Origin of the sequence: Fortiea sp. LEGE XX443, from assembly GCF_015206815.1 — a bacterium.
Classification (GTDB): Bacteria; Cyanobacteriota; Cyanobacteriia; order Cyanobacteriales; family Nostocaceae; genus Nostoc_B.
This window is the reverse complement of record NZ_JADEXZ010000105.1, coordinates 1-14,795: the sequence shown is the minus strand read 5'-3', so window position 1 is coordinate 14,795 and position 14,795 is coordinate 1. Positions and strand designations below refer to the sequence as shown.

The 14,795-nt window shown below is 40.2% G+C and carries 15 protein-coding genes; 7 read left to right on the top strand and 8 right to left on the bottom strand.

Features of this window, described 5'->3' with window-relative positions:
* The first annotated feature begins 107 nt into the window (after positions 1 to 107).
* The 3 genes from IQ259_RS25005 to IQ259_RS24995 all read left to right on the top strand — a co-directional run bounded on the left by IQ259_RS25005 (position 108) and on the right by IQ259_RS24995 (position 2,300).
* Positions 108 to 305: a hypothetical protein gene (locus tag IQ259_RS25005; RefSeq protein ID WP_193888712.1), complete on the top strand. Its 198-nt coding sequence runs from the start codon at positions 108 to 110 to the stop codon at positions 303 to 305.
* Positions 306 to 350: 45 nt separating this feature from the next.
* Positions 351 to 608, top strand: coding sequence for a cytotoxic translational repressor of toxin-antitoxin stability system (locus tag IQ259_RS25000; protein ID WP_193888711.1), 258 nt, complete (start codon positions 351 to 353; stop codon positions 606 to 608).
* A 105-nt stretch (positions 609 to 713) separates the two neighbouring features.
* Positions 714 to 2,300, top strand: a complete 1,587-nt coding sequence (locus IQ259_RS24995; protein WP_193888710.1) for a glucose-6-phosphate isomerase — start codon at positions 714 to 716, stop codon at positions 2,298 to 2,300.
* A 155-nt stretch (positions 2,301 to 2,455) separates the two neighbouring features.
* Here the strand turns inward: IQ259_RS24995 and IQ259_RS24990 are convergent, their stop codons facing one another.
* Positions 2,456 to 3,112 carry a Nif11-like leader peptide family natural product precursor gene (locus tag IQ259_RS24990; protein ID WP_193888709.1) on the bottom strand — a complete coding sequence of 219 codons (657 nt, stop codon included), beginning with the start codon at positions 3,110 to 3,112 and terminating at the stop codon, positions 2,456 to 2,458.
* 493 nt (positions 3,113 to 3,605) lie between these two features.
* Between IQ259_RS24990 and IQ259_RS24985 the strand changes: the two genes are divergently transcribed.
* Both IQ259_RS24985 and IQ259_RS24980 read left to right on the top strand, forming a co-directional pair.
* Positions 3,606 to 4,091 carry a hypothetical protein gene (locus tag IQ259_RS24985; protein ID WP_193888708.1) on the top strand — a complete coding sequence of 162 codons (486 nt, stop codon included), beginning with the start codon at positions 3,606 to 3,608 and terminating at the stop codon, positions 4,089 to 4,091.
* Positions 4,092 to 4,116: 25 nt separating this feature from the next.
* Positions 4,117 to 4,380 (top strand): translation initiation factor, encoded by a 264-nt coding sequence (locus IQ259_RS24980; RefSeq protein WP_193888707.1) that lies wholly within the window; start codon positions 4,117 to 4,119, stop codon positions 4,378 to 4,380.
* A gap of 860 nt (positions 4,381 to 5,240) precedes the next feature.
* Here the strand turns inward: IQ259_RS24980 and IQ259_RS24975 are convergent.
* The 7 genes from IQ259_RS24975 to IQ259_RS24945 form a co-directional block, all read right to left on the bottom strand.
* Entirely contained in the window at positions 5,241 to 6,386 is a 1,146-nt protein-coding gene (locus tag IQ259_RS24975) for an SUMF1/EgtB/PvdO family nonheme iron enzyme (RefSeq protein WP_193888706.1), read from the bottom strand.
* Complete coding sequence (locus tag IQ259_RS24970; protein ID WP_193888705.1) at positions 6,370 to 8,397, bottom strand: NACHT domain-containing NTPase; 2,028 nt, start codon at positions 8,395 to 8,397, stop codon at positions 6,370 to 6,372. Before IQ259_RS24970 ends, IQ259_RS24975 begins: the two co-directional genes overlap by 17 nt.
* 331 nt (positions 8,398 to 8,728) lie before the next feature.
* Positions 8,729 to 9,691 carry a malate dehydrogenase gene (gene mdh, locus IQ259_RS24965; RefSeq protein ID WP_193888704.1) on the bottom strand — a complete coding sequence of 321 codons (963 nt, stop codon included), beginning with the start codon at positions 9,689 to 9,691 and terminating at the stop codon, positions 8,729 to 8,731.
* A 212-nt stretch (positions 9,692 to 9,903) separates the two neighbouring features.
* Positions 9,904 to 10,119 (bottom strand): NAD(P)H-quinone oxidoreductase subunit O, encoded by a 216-nt coding sequence (locus IQ259_RS24960; RefSeq protein WP_193888703.1) that lies wholly within the window; start codon positions 10,117 to 10,119, stop codon positions 9,904 to 9,906.
* Between the two features lie 134 nt (positions 10,120 to 10,253).
* Positions 10,254 to 11,156, bottom strand: coding sequence for a DNA-formamidopyrimidine glycosylase (locus IQ259_RS24955; RefSeq protein WP_193888702.1), 903 nt, complete (start codon positions 11,154 to 11,156; stop codon positions 10,254 to 10,256).
* 241 nt (positions 11,157 to 11,397) lie between these two features.
* Positions 11,398 to 11,610 (bottom strand): photosystem I reaction center subunit IV, encoded by a 213-nt coding sequence (locus IQ259_RS24950; protein ID WP_193888701.1) that lies wholly within the window; start codon positions 11,608 to 11,610, stop codon positions 11,398 to 11,400.
* Between the two features lie 496 nt (positions 11,611 to 12,106).
* Positions 12,107 to 12,691, bottom strand: coding sequence for a PAP/fibrillin family protein (locus IQ259_RS24945; RefSeq protein ID WP_193888700.1), 585 nt, complete (start codon positions 12,689 to 12,691; stop codon positions 12,107 to 12,109).
* Positions 12,692 to 12,943: 252 nt separating this feature from the next.
* Between IQ259_RS24945 and IQ259_RS24940 the strand changes: the two genes are divergently transcribed.
* Complete coding sequence (locus tag IQ259_RS24940; RefSeq protein ID WP_193888699.1) at positions 12,944 to 13,186, top strand: DUF3134 domain-containing protein; 243 nt, start codon at positions 12,944 to 12,946, stop codon at positions 13,184 to 13,186.
* Positions 13,187 to 13,263: 77 nt separating this feature from the next.
* Positions 13,264 to 14,367 (top strand): phospho-N-acetylmuramoyl-pentapeptide-transferase, encoded by a 1,104-nt coding sequence (gene mraY, locus IQ259_RS24935; protein WP_193888698.1) that lies wholly within the window; start codon positions 13,264 to 13,266, stop codon positions 14,365 to 14,367.
* The last annotated feature ends 428 nt before the right edge of the window (positions 14,368 to 14,795 follow it).

The following is a 14,795-nucleotide window of genomic DNA, read 5'->3' as shown; positions in this document are numbered from 1 at the left end:
CTTGCCCCCCTGCCTCATCCTTGTCCCCAAGATAGTACATCTTAGCGTTAACCATTGCCAATTTTTGGGAACAATAGCCTTGACTTTTGGAACATAGTTACTGATATATGAACTTGTTGCGTATTAGAATCCATCATTTAATCGAGCAGTTAACTGATGAAGAACTCCAAAGCGTTTGGAATGATGTCCACGCTTTACACTGCGACTTTTATATGCTCAAAGCCATACAAAAAGTCAAGCAATCGCAACAACCGTGGGATATTTTGACCCAAGAAGAAGCGATACAAATTTTAATGTTTTACTGATGCAGCAATAAAAAAGGGACTAGGGACTAGTAGAGGTAATGCTTAGTGAGTGTGGAAATGCGCTATGCCAGGTCTTTTTTAATAGACTTGAAGAGTTTAGAGCCTGCTGCTTATCAGCGGGTGCATAATTTTGTATTTTTTGAATTTATGGAAAAGTGGCAGCTGCATTGTCTTCCCGAACTGCGACAACTAGATGGGGAGGGCATTTTCCATCGCTTTACTCTAGATGATTATTTAATTGGTATCGAAATTAGAGGGGAAATTGTCAAGTTTCTGCGGGTAGTACCCATGCCAGACGTTTAGGGTAAGGGATTAGCCCAACACTTAAAACTGTATAAGGCTAGGCAGGGATGTACCTGACCTTACATTAAACTTGTCATGGAAAAACAACTTACTTGAGATTTCCCTATGGATGCGATAGCACTTTGGCAAAGATACCAAGATTGGTTATATTTCCACGAGGGATTAGGACTATACGTAGATGTAAGTCGGATGCGCTTTGATGATGCCTTTGTGGAGTCATTACGGCCAAAATTTGACAAGGCATTTGCGGATATGGCCCAATTAGAAAAGGGTGCGATCGCTAATCCCGACGAAAATCGCATGGTTGGACACTACTGGTTGCGAAATCCTGATTTAGCACCCACTCCAGAACTGACACAAGAAATTGTCCAAACCCTGGAACACATTGAAGCCTTTGCAGAAAAAATCCAAACAGGTGCAATTCATCCCCCGAAAGCAAGTCGTTTCACTGATATCATCTCTATTGGTATTGGTGGTTCTGCTCTAGGCCCCGAATTTGTTGCTGAAGCTCTGACTGCTGATTTTCCACCTCTCAAAATTCACTTTATTGACAATACCGATCCAGCAGGTATTGACCGTATTCTGAACCAATTAGGCAACAACCTCTCCAGCACTTTGGTTTTGGTGATCTCCAAATCAGGCGGTACACCAGAACCTCGCAACGGTATGATTGAAGTCAAGAAAGCCTACGCTGGACAAAATCTTGACTTTGGCCAATACGCTGTAGCGATTACTAGCCCTGGTAGTAACTTAGATAAAGTTGCACAGGCTGAAGGTTGGCTAACCACATTCCCCATGTACGACTGGGTGGGAGGCCGCACCTCAGAAATGTCAACCGTGGGTTTAGTACCAGCAGCATTGCAAGGCATTGATGTGCGTGCCATGCTAGAGGGTGCAAAAGAAATGGATGATGCAACCCGCGTCCCAGATATCAAAAATAACCCTTCAGCCTTATTAGCATTGTCTTGGTACTATGCTGGCGATGGCAAGGGCAAAAAAGATATGGTTGTCCTCCCTTACAAGGACAGCTTGGCGTTGTTCAGCCGCTATTTACAACAGCTGGTGATGGAATCCTTGGGTAAGGAACATGATTTAGACGGTAATGTTGTCCATCAAGGCATCGCCGTTTATGGTAACAAAGGTTCAACAGACCAACACGCCTACGTCCAACAGTTGCGTGATGGTGTACCAAACTTCTTTGCTACTTTCATCGAAGTTCTGGAAGATCGTAACGGCCAATCCCCAGAAATAGATCCTGGAGTCACATCTGGCGATTATCTCTCCGGTTTCCTCCAAGGAACCCGAAAAGCTCTTTATGAAAATCAGCGCGATTCCATTACTGTAACTATCCCCCAAGTTAATGCCCGCACAGTCGGAGCTTTAATTGCTTTGTATGATCGCGCCGTGGGTTTCTATGGCAACTTGGTGAATATTAACGCCTATCACCAACCAGGGGTAGAAGCAGGCAAAAAAGCAGCCGCAGCTATTCTTGATCTGCAAAACAAAGTACTTGCCGTTCTGCAAACAGCAAAAACACCCCTTTCCTTGTCAGAAATCGCTGAAAAAGCTGGTGCTGCTGAAGAAGTGGAGGCAATTTACAAGATTCTGCGTCACTTACACGTAAATCAGCGCGGTGTGGTGTTGCAAGGTAATCTTGGTCAACCCAACAGTTTGAAAGTTTCTATTAGCTGATAGCCTTAGTTCAAAGACTGTATTTTTGGATCAGCATCAATTTTTTACAGTGAAGCATCCTGATTTGAAGCAACAACTTCAATTCTCAGGATGCTTTATTTTTAATTAGACAGGTTAAAGTCTTTGTTCAAACTACTATTAGTTGCAAATTAGTATTACACCACACTCATCAAACGTTGATTAAAGTAGCCTTTCGGTAAAAAGCACTGGTCAAGCAAAAATGGATTGCGGGTGTTTTGAGTTAAAAGATTGCCTAACTTATTGAGATGACAGAATGGGGGTACAATTCCCCAGTCTTCAGCAAGCCAAATCCAGTATCCTATTTCAATTCTGCCGTAGTTTGATACTGTGAGAATTTCGCCAACACTGTTATTTATGGCAACTAATTCCGGGGAAGATTTAATTTCAATTAATAGCCAAGCTAATTCGTCTATAGAAAAGTGATAGCCATGTTCAGCAGCTATTTTAATAAACTGTTGCGGATTTTTAGATGATAGTAATTTCTCTTTTAATGATGGCGTTTTTTGTGCGATGTCAAACAGATCCCAAATCTGCTTTCGTGTCACGACAAACCACGCAATTGCTTCTGCGGTCAAGTTGTAACCATTGTCTCCAGCTAATTCGATAAATGGTTCAATACTGTCAGTTTCATCTAGTTGAGTTTTGATTGCAAAATCCTGCTCTACTAGTGACAAGAAATCAATAATTTTTTGCCACGTAAAATGGTCAAAATTTTTGTTGAAGTTTGTTTTTTCTTTCCAATATAAATATTTATCTTCCTTCAAGAAGAAATTCCAAAGTTGATAATACATAAGTTATTTCTTTTAAAAATTGGTAGAGATAGCTACAAGTGTAGTAAGTATAAGTTGAGTTAATCGACAGTATTAAATCAGGTAATTGCTGTAAATGAAGTTACACAGTAGCTAAGTATAAAATTTTTGTAAATATTAGAACAAGTAGAATTTATGTTTACTGACTATTAAAACAGGTTAAGGGTAGGTAATGAGAAGCGATCGCTCTTGATTCATTAAGCAAAGTAATTTTTTAGAAAACTACTGAAATTTTTATACACAAAACTTAGAAATTGTCTCAATATAAATTTGTATATAGTTATACAGCCAACAGTGTATTTGCTGCTCTACATCAGCAGATACACAAAATAGTTTTGATTGAGCTAACAGCATATTTCTCAGGGATGAATATAGTTTCTCTCGAAAGCAGGAGTGAATACTGTTATTGTTTCTTCATGATTTTAATAATCAACAAATATTTTGAAATAACACAGCATTTATTAAATGCAAAGTGATGACAAAATTTCATAAAAAAGCTCCGTTACCTGCGGTTGTATTTCTATCAGCATTGCTATCAGTTCCTTTTTTAAGTAGCTGCGGCGATCGCTCCCGTGTAGCATCACCACCGCCACCTGTAGATGACACCGTTGGTAGAGATGTGAATTATCCTGCTGCTACTAATCAACCCCAAGCTAAAAAAGGGTTATCAACAGGTCAAAAAGTAGCGATTTTGGCAGGTGCTGCTGCTCTTTATTACATCTATCAGCAGCGAAAAAATGCCCAAGGAGCAGGGCCAAATGGCAAGTATTACTTATCAAAAAACGGGCGTGTTTACTACCGCGATCAACAAGGTCGCGCTCATTGGGTAACACCGCCACAAGAAGGAATTCGCGTTCCAGAATCGGAAGCGCAACAGTATCGAGATTTTCAAGGCTACAACGGGCGTTCCACAGGTCGTGATTTAACAGACATTGCTCCCCAAGAAGCGCCAACTTACTAGATTTAGCAAAATAAGGAGATAAATCATGGTAAACGGCTTTTTTCAAAAAGCAAAACAGTTCTTCGCAGGCTCAAATAATAATGATGAGTTTGATCAAGACACAGATTATAGCGATCGGGAAGTGCGTCCAGCTAGTGAAGATCCCTACGGTGATCCCGCAGATCAAGGCTATGGCAATGTAACCCCCGCCAGCCATGATCCTTACGGCGATCCTGCTGATCAGTACAGCAATCTAAGTCCTGCTAGTGAAGACCCCTTTGGTGATTCGGCTGATGAATATGGACGTTAGCAATAGCTAATACAGTGACGATTAAACTGGTATTGCTCAAAGGCAGTGGTAATTAATACTACTGCCTATTTTTTGCATATATTAAGTATTGAAGAATGTAATAGCGATCGCAGTTAACGAACCACAGAGACGCAGAGAACGCAGAGTTTTTTTACTAGCTGGGGTGAAGTTGTAAGTCACGGTGAAAGTAAAAGCGATCGCTCTTGTTTTTCTATAATATGAAATGAATATATTCTTATATAAATAAGATTAATATCATGACTCAATCAACCCCAAAACGCCAAGGCTGAATATTCCCAGAACGCACTTTATCACCTGAAGAAATAGCTAGACGCAAAGCAGAAGATGAAGCATTTTATCAGCGTTGTCGAGCAATCTTTGAAAGCGTGCGTCCTGAATTGATTAAAGAACATTAAGGTTGGTATATTGCCATTGAGCCAAATAGTGGTGATTACTTTATCGATGCTGAAAATACGTGAGTTCGACGGATTTAAAACGCTATAATCCTTATAATCCTTGTTAATCAAAGGTTTTGAAAGTCAAGGTTCAAACTTATCTCAGTCATTTGTTGAGAACAGAGTCAATAATTGACAGATTCAAGGGTTACTGATTTTATTCTCAATAAATATAGAGATTTTTAGAAACTCTTAATTCTCATAAACAATCCTGGGTAAAGGTTTCTGGCTTTATAACTCATCGAACTCACGTTGAAAATATGCAAGCTCATAAAAAAGCATTAGAAAAATACCCAAATGCTGACCACTGTGTTTTCTGCGTGAATGAAACGGGAACTACTGGCACAGTATTATTCAGGGTGATTTTGGTACTAGAATTTATTTTAAATAACCATACATTTAATCTTAAACTCTTTCTCTAACAATCCTAATACCTTCCCAAGCAGGGATTCTTCTTGATTGTCGCTCATATAGCAACACTAGCCATACATAAAGTTGAAATATATTATTTATTTTGTCTTCAAAATAACGGCTAATTTGTTCACATTCTTGACGTGTTAAATCTAGCTTTTTTAATGCTTTTTCGTTTTTAGATATTGTTAAATAAATAGACCAAAGAAGATAAAAGATTAGAATAAAAAAAATCAATGGAAAACATAAAAATAAGAAATTACTAACTTTACCTGATTCAATTTTTTTATAAAGAACGTTGTAAAGGACTTGATTCAAGTTACAGTTCAGGTCTCTATAGAAATACAGGTTAACGTTGAGGTTGAGAACAGGATTGAGAATGTAGTACAGGTCACGGTTTAGGGCGTGGTATAGGTCGTGATTTAGATTGAGGACACGGTTCAGATCACGATTCAGGTCACGGTTCAGGTCATGCTTGAGTTCATAGTTTAAGGCCTGGTTCAGATCACGGTTGAGGACGCGGTTTAAGTCGCGGCTGAAGACTCGGTTCAGATCGTTATTGGTCATGTGGTCGAGGTTAAAGTCACGGTTAAAGACGCATTTGAGGTCGTGGTTCAGGTCACGGTTCAGGTCGCAGTATAGGTCACGGTAGAGGTCGCGGTAGAGGTCGCTGTTTAGATCGAAGTTCAGGTCGAAGTTCAGATTGCGGGTGAGGTCGTGGATGAGGTAGCCCTTAAGATCGCGATTAAAAATCAAAACCTCAGCTAACTGCTTTTGCCAAACTTGCATCTGCTGAGTTTCTATTCCTGCAAGAATTAGCTGTTCCCTATCCTGACACCAACAGCCCACTTGGTCTTCCGCAATCGGATGCTCCTCTGCTTCAGCAAAAGTAGGCAGTCTATACCTAAATCTCAATATCGAATGTTGCTGAGTTAACCATTCACAAAACGCCTGAGCATCACTAGCTCTTACTCCAGTGATTGGTTTCTTCGCATCTCCTGGTAAAAATCTGTAAGTTCGCCAATGGTCTGGCTGGTAATATTCACCTGTTTTTAGCTTTTCATCAATAAAAAGCTGATATTCTGCACAGGTAATGTAGCTCATATCAATTTCGACATTCTCATTAATTCTTAACAGCATTTTTCAATCTTCGTGATAATTGTACTTTTGCTGCCAATGTTCTGATATCTATATCATCAGATTCTAAACCTTCATCTAATATTTTTTCTAATTGTTCGCGTACTTCTGTATCTACACTTAATCCTTCTTCTAGGCAATCGTAGGCTAGTGCCATTACTTCCACTGATGGTGAAGGCAAATCCAGCACTGCTCGAATCAGATTACTAGCATTACTTTGAGCCGCATAGAGGCGAATAGTTTCAGCCCACCAAGAATTATTAATATTTTCAATTAAAAGATGTTCTTGGTTATATTCTTTAATTTGAACCGATGCCAAATATTCTTGAAAACTTAGATGAGCAAATTCATAAACATCAAGGTGTTTTTCTACTAATAAACCACTAATATCACGAATTTGTTTGATAAAATCCTTTGGATTATACTCATTTCCAGCTACGGCTGCCAAAGTTTTTTGAGTCAACGTAATACCATTTGATAGCTTGAATGCACGAGTATCTTGCCGTATTAATTCCAATGCCAACACTTGTAAAACAGCTTGCTTTTGGGTAGCTGTTAGCGAATCAGGAATATCTTTAGCTCTCTGTCGTCTTTCTAATAAAACTTGGCAAATTTCTTTATAAAGTTCAACTCTTTTTCCAGGTAAAGCACTACCACGACGATGAACAGTAGCAATCATGGTCAATAGCAAAGGATTGACTGCCATAGCAGCTAGAGGAGGGCTGTTTTTAATGCGCTCAATTAAATCGTCGGCTTGTTGTTTGGCTTCTTCACGTACTCCTAAATCTTCTTGTCCAGCCCGACTCATTACTTCTGTTTCCAAATACCAGTTATGAATAAACTTTTGCATTTGCCCTAAATTGAAAGGCTGAACTTCTAGGACTGTTACCTCTTGTTGTAGCTGTGCAGTTTTATAGCCAAACGGTCGAGAAGTGATAATAAAAACTGTATCTGGGTAAGCTTGCATTTGTTCATCTACCCAATGACTAACTTGTTGGCGTTGAGTTTCGTCTGCTACTTCATCTAACCCATCCAACATTACTAAACATTTATTTTCACGTAATTTTTCTGCAAACCAATTTGGAGGTGGTTCAAGTGGTTTAATTTTGCGTTGCTGCTTTATTTGTTGAGTAATCAACTCTGATAGAGTTGGTTTATTTTTGACAATTTCTTCGCGCACATCTCGGAGATATAACAACACTGGAATTAGTTTCGGTGCTTTAGAATTTAGCTTTCGTTCTTGTTTATTTGCATAAGTAAGTGTTAAATACCTTAAAAGTGTAGTTTTACCTGTTCCTGGTGCGCCAAGCACTGCAATGCGTGGAAATAATGGCTTATTGTCTCTGTCTTTTGCTATTAAGAAATCCCAAATTTGTTTTTCTTTGGAGCTATTTGCATCATGATTTACATTTAAAATCATTGCTGATTTTGCTTTGGCAATATCTGTAGCGACAATTTTGAGAGGTACAAATACTTTTTGCAACTTTAGAATTCTATCTTTATCTAATCCTTGTGTTTGATAATCTCGACAGATATAAACTAAACTCTGATAATACTCTCGTTGAAATGGAGATGTTAATTGCCACCAAAGGCTAACTACCCAAGCTTCCATCAAGTTAACAATCCAATCAGCTAATTTATCTGATTTTTGCTCTATCTTTTCTTCAATCTTGTCAAAAACTTTGTTGATAATATCTTTAATAAAATTGCCGCTAATTGCCAGAAAAAAGACAGATAAAGTTACAAAAGCTGTTATTGCCGCTTCTGTTAATCGCCCACTACGAATGAAGTTAATAGTTACTACTATACCAAACCCAGAACTAGGAATACCTAAAATTTTCAATATCTTTTGAACTCGGTTTCGTCTTGCTTCTCTTCGTTGTAAAGATACTTGTTTTGTCTGTAATAAAGTATCTTCTTGTTGCGGTTTTTCGGTAGATGCTGAAGATTTTTCTGGCGCAGGGTCTTTTGGTGTTTCTTGATTAGATTCTAACGGCTGAGTATTTTCTGGCATACTGTGGTGTTGCTGGCAGATTTCGCATTCCTTGAACCGATAACCTGAATATACGCTGAATAGAGAAAACTATAGTTAAAATTAATGCGTTTATATTATGTAAATATACTATCAGCAAAAGCCAGATTAGCTAAGAGATTAAACATAAAAATATGCTTAAATAAATCCCTACTCCTTTAGAATGATCGCAATGTATTTCAAAAGCAGGACGAAACACTAAAACAATCGGCTCATCATAACAAAGGTAAGAACAAAATTTTTCAAAATCAACGTATATCCTACGTGATAAACAAAAGGCAGTTAGTTGAGATACTACTGCCTTTTGTTCTTGCTATGTTGCTGCTAAAATTTCTTGTGATCGCTCGATATTTTTTCGCACAGATTGAGCGGAAGTATGCAACGCTTGTCTTTCACTATCGCTGAGATTTAATTCCAAAATACTCTCAATTCCAGCGCAACCTAAGCGACAGGGAACACCAATTACTACATCTTCTAAACCGTATTCACCTTGTAAATAAGTCGCTATTGGTAACAGCCGCGATTGATTTAATAATATTGATTCCACCATGACACTTGTCGCAGATGCAGGAGCAAAAAATGCACCACCTGTCTGCATTAATTCCACAATTTCTGCGCCACCGTTGCGGGTTCTTTCTATTAAGCGATCAATTGTAGCTGCATCTAATAATTCCGTGATGGGAATACCGTTGACTGTGGCATAACGCGATAACGGAACCATTAAATCACCGTGGCTACCTAATACCATCGCTTTCACATCCGCAGGTAACACACCTAATTCTAAAGCGATGAAAGCTTCAAAGCGGGCTGAATCTAACACGCCAGCCATACCCATAATACGATCGCGCGATAAACCTGTAGCTTGCCAAGCTAAATAAGTCATCACATCTAAAGGGTTGGTGACGACTATAAAAATAGCATTGGGAGAATGAGCGATCGCATTTTTTGCTGCTTCGACTACAATCTTGGCGTTGGTTCTTAGCAAGTCATCTCGACTCATCCCCGGTTTACGAGGAAGTCCAGCAGTAATCACCACAATCTCAGAACCAGCAGTGTCAGCATAATTATTTGTGCCGACAATCTGACGGTTATGCCGTTCTATTCCTCTAGCTTCCAATAAATCCAGTGCCAATCCTTGCGGCATTCCCTCGACGATATCGAGTAACACCACATCTGCTAAATTTTTCTCAGCAATCCGTTGGGCGAGGGTGCTACCGACTCTACCAGCACCAACGATGGTGACACGGGGTAAATGGCAAGGTATAGGGGAAGACATAAGATTAATTCGTAATTCGTAATTCGTAGTGAATTGAACTTGGTAAGCCTCTGCGTTCAACTTAGCGTTACTCTACGTTTAAATCACCACTATATATATAGTAGACAACTGCGATCGCAACTTTGAAACTTAGAAGGTGGGCAATACCCACCTATAATTCTGACGTGTTAGAAGCTTGTCAACCACATCCTTTAGTCGAAAAATGCGATCGCTTACTTAAATTCTTCTACTTGATCTAAGCGTAACCAAATATTTGGTGTTGGTACTTGTCCAAATTTCACAAGGGCATAATCACCTTTGACATCTACAATTTCCCCCGCCGTTTCAAACAGATAGGCAGGAAAGCGAGTGTCACTAGCCTTTGCTTCTAGACTATTCTCCAGTTTTTCACGAACTGCACGAACCAAATCTCCTCTTTTGACTGGCATAAGTTCCTCTCTCAAGTTTGCAGATTGTCTCATAGAGGATTTTAGCTTGCTACAAGAAAGGGGTATAGGGATATAAGAGTAATTACTAATTTATAATTCGTAATTCGTAATTAAGTATGTAATTACGAATTATTTCAACGCTGACATTGGGGGCAGAAGTGGCTAGAACGCCCAGCTAGTTTAATTCGCTGGATGACGCTACCACAAACTCGGCAAGGTTCCCCGGTGCGGTTGTAAACCCAGGCGACACCACCATAGTTACCATTAACGCCCTTGACGTTCAGGAAGTTACTAAAGGTTGTCCCACCAGCTGCAATGCTGGTTTCTAATACTTCAATAATGACTTTGCGTAACTGCTCAATTTGCTTGAGTTGCAAATCTGTACAGAGGGTTTCTGGTAAAATACCACATTTAAATAGTGCTTCATCGGCGTAGATGTTACCCAATCCCGCTACTACAGATTGATCTAATAATGCAGTTTTGATGGGACGGCGGCGATTTCGTAGTTTAGCGGCGAGATACTCAACGGTGAATTCTGGTGAGAATGGATCGGCGGCTAATTTTGCTAAACCTGTCATCACACTTTCTACTACAACTTTAGGGGGAACCCACCACATCTGACCGAAGGTGCGTTGATCAACAAAACGCAATTCTTGTTGATCCCCAAAAAATATTCTGACTCGTGTGTGCTTGTGCAAAGGTTCATCACGATGCAGCCAGAGTAATTGACCAGTCATTCGCAAATGTACACCAAGGTAGCCTGCACAAGAGGGAGATGGGGCGACAATTTCACTCTCTGCATCTTTGCTTCCCCCTTTCTCTGTGTCTTCTTGTGGGGATAGTTCAGCGAGGAGATATTTACCACGACGATGCCAAGTTGTAATGGCACTGTCTTTGATTCCATGAATAAACTCATCAACAGAAAACGGGTAGGCGATGGTGCGATTTAGCAACACATCTCCACCCGTAATTTCTTGGTTCAGGGTCAATTGATTTAGACCCCGGCGCACTGTTTCAACTTCAGGCAGTTCAGGCATTGGAACCGATTAAGCAACCAATTTATCTAGGGATTGAGAACGATGAGAGAGCAAGTATGTACACACCAATAGGTGGCTATTAATTCTACTTAAAAGAAACCGTAAATACCCGCAGGGTAGTTGCTTTGATGTAGAGTAGGCTGAGATGAAGCATGAGAGAATTGAAAGCTCACGCTTTATTCTACATACTTAAAGCTTCCCTTCATCATCCCATTAAATAATCCCCTTGTGGCTTTGCTGCTTATTTTTTCGCCTTAGCCTTAGGTGCTTCTGTTTCGACTAATTCGTCTAGGGCAAAGTTGTTGGTATTGATACCAGAGTAATTTACCCTCTCAAAACGGACGATTACTGGGTATTTGATGCCGCTTTGGTCGATAGAAGCCACGGTTCCGACATCTTGGAACCAGTAGGATTCTGGGCGGAGAACACGTACTTTAGAACCACGTTGAACCATGATTATCTTCCCTTTTAGTTATCAATTGCCGATATATAGGGCTAATTGATTTCACTCTACAACCTGATGGCCGCTGCTAGAGGGTTTGTTAAGTTATTTGTCTGATTCAGCAGAAGGCAGGAGGCAGGGGGCAGGAGGCAGGAGGTAAAAGGCAGGGGGATGAAATTTCATACTTCACACTGTGTGCAGCTTTCTCTCAAACCTAACCCCCAACCCCTTCCCTACCAGGGAAGGGGAGCAAGAATTAAAGCCTCTAACGCACTTGCTACAACGCAGGTTTCCCGCGTTGTAGCAAGTGGCTCCTCCTGGTAGGAGAGGGGTTTTAAGAATAAGTCGCACATGGCGTTACTTCATACTTCACACTTCATACTTTTTTTCTCTACCTTACGTTAGGTTCTAAGTAACAGTTTCATACTTAGAATAGGGTCAGACCCCCCTTGACAAAGCGCAAATGATGAAATAATTTCGTTCGCAAATACACAAATTAAGGAAAACCTTATGTTCGACTCAAAACAAATACACTACCCTCGTTACCCCTGCCAATTCGGAGATCGTTATCTAGATAAGTAATGTCTAACCAGCCTTGTTGGTTTTCGTTTTTGATCGGCACATCAATTCCCGTAAACTTTTTACCTGATTCAATTTGGTGGATAAAATTTTCTGGAGAATTGTAGTCAATTAGACGTTGCAAACCTACAATGGATCGATTAAATTTTACTTGGACGCGACGATCTGAAACTGGCTCAAACTTGGCTGCTACACTGACTAAACCTTCGAGATAAGGTAAGCCGTAAATTTCAGCAATATTGTAAACGCTGGTAGTTTCTACCCGAATACACTGATAAATTTGACCAAGTTTGCATAAAGGGAAACGATCTAGGTTTAAAAGCGCTTTGCTAGTGGTATAAAGTAATAGCCAATTGCCATCTAGCAAATTACCGGCTTCCAGCGGACGTGGTGTTGGATTGAGGTCTTCTAAATTGGCGATCGCAGCTAAGATTGCTTGTTTTTGTGGCTCACTAGCCAGTAAACCACGGTTTGTTGGAGCGATCGCATTGAATAAAGCCGCCTTTCCCATCATGTTTTATTACCTCTAATTAATCAATGTGCAAAATTCATCCACCTTAAGTTCAATATTGATGCCATATGAATAAAGCTGTAAAAACTACTAAGAATTTATTTCTACTTGTCTTACCACTATTAAATAAAATATTTTTGCTAACTTACGGATTTAAGCAGCCCAGACTTGAATTGGTAAATAACTAAATTATCCTGTATCAAGTGATAGACTTCTTAATGTCTAGTTACATTAACATTTTTCTTCTTCGTCGATATGTTGAATTCTCCCCTACGTGAAGAACCTCGCAACCAACGCGCTGCTGTGATTCCATTAAAACAAGAGTCTAACCTTTTAGATTGGTTGCACTCTAACGGTCGTCTGATATCGCGTGATGTTCACGAACGTGATCTTTCTGAAGAAGAAAACGAAGAAATATCAGATTTTCTCGGTGGAGAAGACGGCATTGCTGACTACCTTGATGATGATGACGACGATATAACTATTGAGGAAGATTAGCCCTCTGAGGCTAGGGACTTGGTGATATATCGTCCCTGTAGTTAAATTTTATAAGTGTGGAGTGAAGGGAAGTTCCTGTGGACGCTAAATTATCTCCTAACCAAGGATTAAATGTTTCTGGTATGGGTCTTGCTTCTATCTTAGCCACCGGGTTAGGTGTAGCAGCAGTGGTTTTTGATTGGATGGGTAATAGATTGCCTTGGCAAGGTATGTCACTCACCATACCTTTGTTGTTGTGTGCGGTGATTTCGGCTGCTGTTGGCTATGTAGTAGTACCTATGCTACAAGCACTCAAAACTGGGCAAATTATCCGGGAAGATGGCCCCCAAGCCCATTTGAAAAAAGCAGGTACACCAACAATGGGTGGGATATTTTTCATCCCTGTAGCTGCGATCGTTGCCTGTATAATGACTCAATTTGCGACAGAGGTTGTTGCTGTCTCCGCATTAACCCTCAGCTATGGCTTTGTCGGTTGGATTGATGACTGGCAAATTCTGCGCCGCAAGTCAAACAAAGGAATCTCCCCAAAGATGAAACTGGCTCTGCAAATCGGTTTTGCAGCACTGTTTTGTCTATGGTTAATGTTTAATCAACCCTTTAATATTACAAATATTGCTTTGCCTTGGGTGAGCTTTGCACTGCCTTTAGGATTCCTATTCTGGCCTTTGGCAGGTTTTGTTCTCGTGGCAGAAAGTAATGCAACTAATTTAACAGATGGTATTGATGGCTTGGCAGGCGGAACTGTAGCGATCGCACTGTTGGCGTTAGGTGCTATAGTTGCTCCAACTTCCCCAGAATTGATGGTTTTCTGTGCAGCTTTAAGTGGTAGTTGCTTAGGTTTCTTGGCACACAACCGCAACCCAGCCCGCGTATTCATGGGTGATACTGGTTCCCTGGCGTTGGGTGGTGCATTAGCAGCTGTGGCACTTTTAACTAACAGCTTGGTAGCATTATTTATTCTCAGCGGGATCTTCTTTGTCGAAACCTTGTCTGTAATGGCTCAGGTTGCTTATTACAAAGCGACAAAAGGCCCCGATGGTAAAGGCAAACGCTTGTTTAGAATGGCTCCTTTACATCATCATTTAGAGTTGGGTGGTTGGTCAGAATTACAAGTTGTGGCTGTATTTTATGTAATAGCTGCAATGTTAGCTGTAATTTGTTTAGCGATCGCACCTTTCTAAATTCTTTAAAAAACTGATTTAAAAAAAGAACTCTTGAAGATTCAAGGGTTCTTTTTTATTTGAATGAAGTGAATAATTTCACAACGTTATTATTGGCTTATCTGGGTTTGGGCAACTGTTAGCTACAGATGTAGGTTGGGTTGAGGGACGAAACCCAACGCCTTAAAACCTTGTAGATGTTGGGTTTCACTTCGTACCCTTCTCCTGACGGAGACGCTACGCGAACGGGAAGCAAGCTACTACCCAACCTACGCATCTGTCGCATTCTTTTTTTAAATTGGTATTATTATTGGCTTATCTGAGAGGCTGTTTTAAAAGTCTAAGAGGTGGTAAAAAAACTCTCTCAGTATATGCTGTGAATAGATAATAGACAGCACTGAGAGAGCAACATGAGTAAAGCATACCCTAGCAATCTGACCCGCGCCCAA

What these genes read in the sequence shown, in the direction of transcription:
- IQ259_RS24990 (WP_193888709.1), bottom strand. Translation starts at nt 3,112, where the DNA reads ATGTATTATCAACTTTGGAATTTCTTCTTGAAGGAAGATAAATATTTA.
- IQ259_RS24940 (WP_193888699.1), top strand. Translation starts at nt 12,944, where the DNA reads ATGTTGAATTCTCCCCTACGTGAAGAACCTCGCAACCAACGCGCTGCT.
- IQ259_RS24945 (WP_193888700.1), bottom strand. Translation starts at nt 12,691, where the DNA reads ATGATGGGAAAGGCGGCTTTATTCAATGCGATCGCTCCAACAAACCGT.
- IQ259_RS24960 (WP_193888703.1), bottom strand. Translation starts at nt 10,119, where the DNA reads ATGCCAGTCAAAAGAGGAGATTTGGTTCGTGCAGTTCGTGAAAAACTG.
- IQ259_RS24975 (WP_193888706.1), bottom strand. Translation starts at nt 6,386, where the DNA reads ATGCTGTTAAGAATTAATGAGAATGTCGAAATTGATATGAGCTACATT.
- IQ259_RS24985 (WP_193888708.1), top strand. Translation starts at nt 3,606, where the DNA reads ATGACAAAATTTCATAAAAAAGCTCCGTTACCTGCGGTTGTATTTCTA.
- IQ259_RS24980 (WP_193888707.1), top strand. Translation starts at nt 4,117, where the DNA reads ATGGTAAACGGCTTTTTTCAAAAAGCAAAACAGTTCTTCGCAGGCTCA.
- IQ259_RS25005 (WP_193888712.1), top strand. Translation starts at nt 108, where the DNA reads ATGAACTTGTTGCGTATTAGAATCCATCATTTAATCGAGCAGTTAACT.
- IQ259_RS24970 (WP_193888705.1), bottom strand. Translation starts at nt 8,397, where the DNA reads ATGCCAGAAAATACTCAGCCGTTAGAATCTAATCAAGAAACACCAAAA.
- mdh (WP_193888704.1), bottom strand. Translation starts at nt 9,691, where the DNA reads ATGTCTTCCCCTATACCTTGCCATTTACCCCGTGTCACCATCGTTGGT.
- IQ259_RS24955 (WP_193888702.1), bottom strand. Translation starts at nt 11,156, where the DNA reads ATGCCTGAACTGCCTGAAGTTGAAACAGTGCGCCGGGGTCTAAATCAA.
- IQ259_RS24950 (WP_193888701.1), bottom strand. Translation starts at nt 11,610, where the DNA reads ATGGTTCAACGTGGTTCTAAAGTACGTGTTCTCCGCCCAGAATCCTAC.
- IQ259_RS24995 (WP_193888710.1), top strand. Translation starts at nt 714, where the DNA reads ATGGATGCGATAGCACTTTGGCAAAGATACCAAGATTGGTTATATTTC.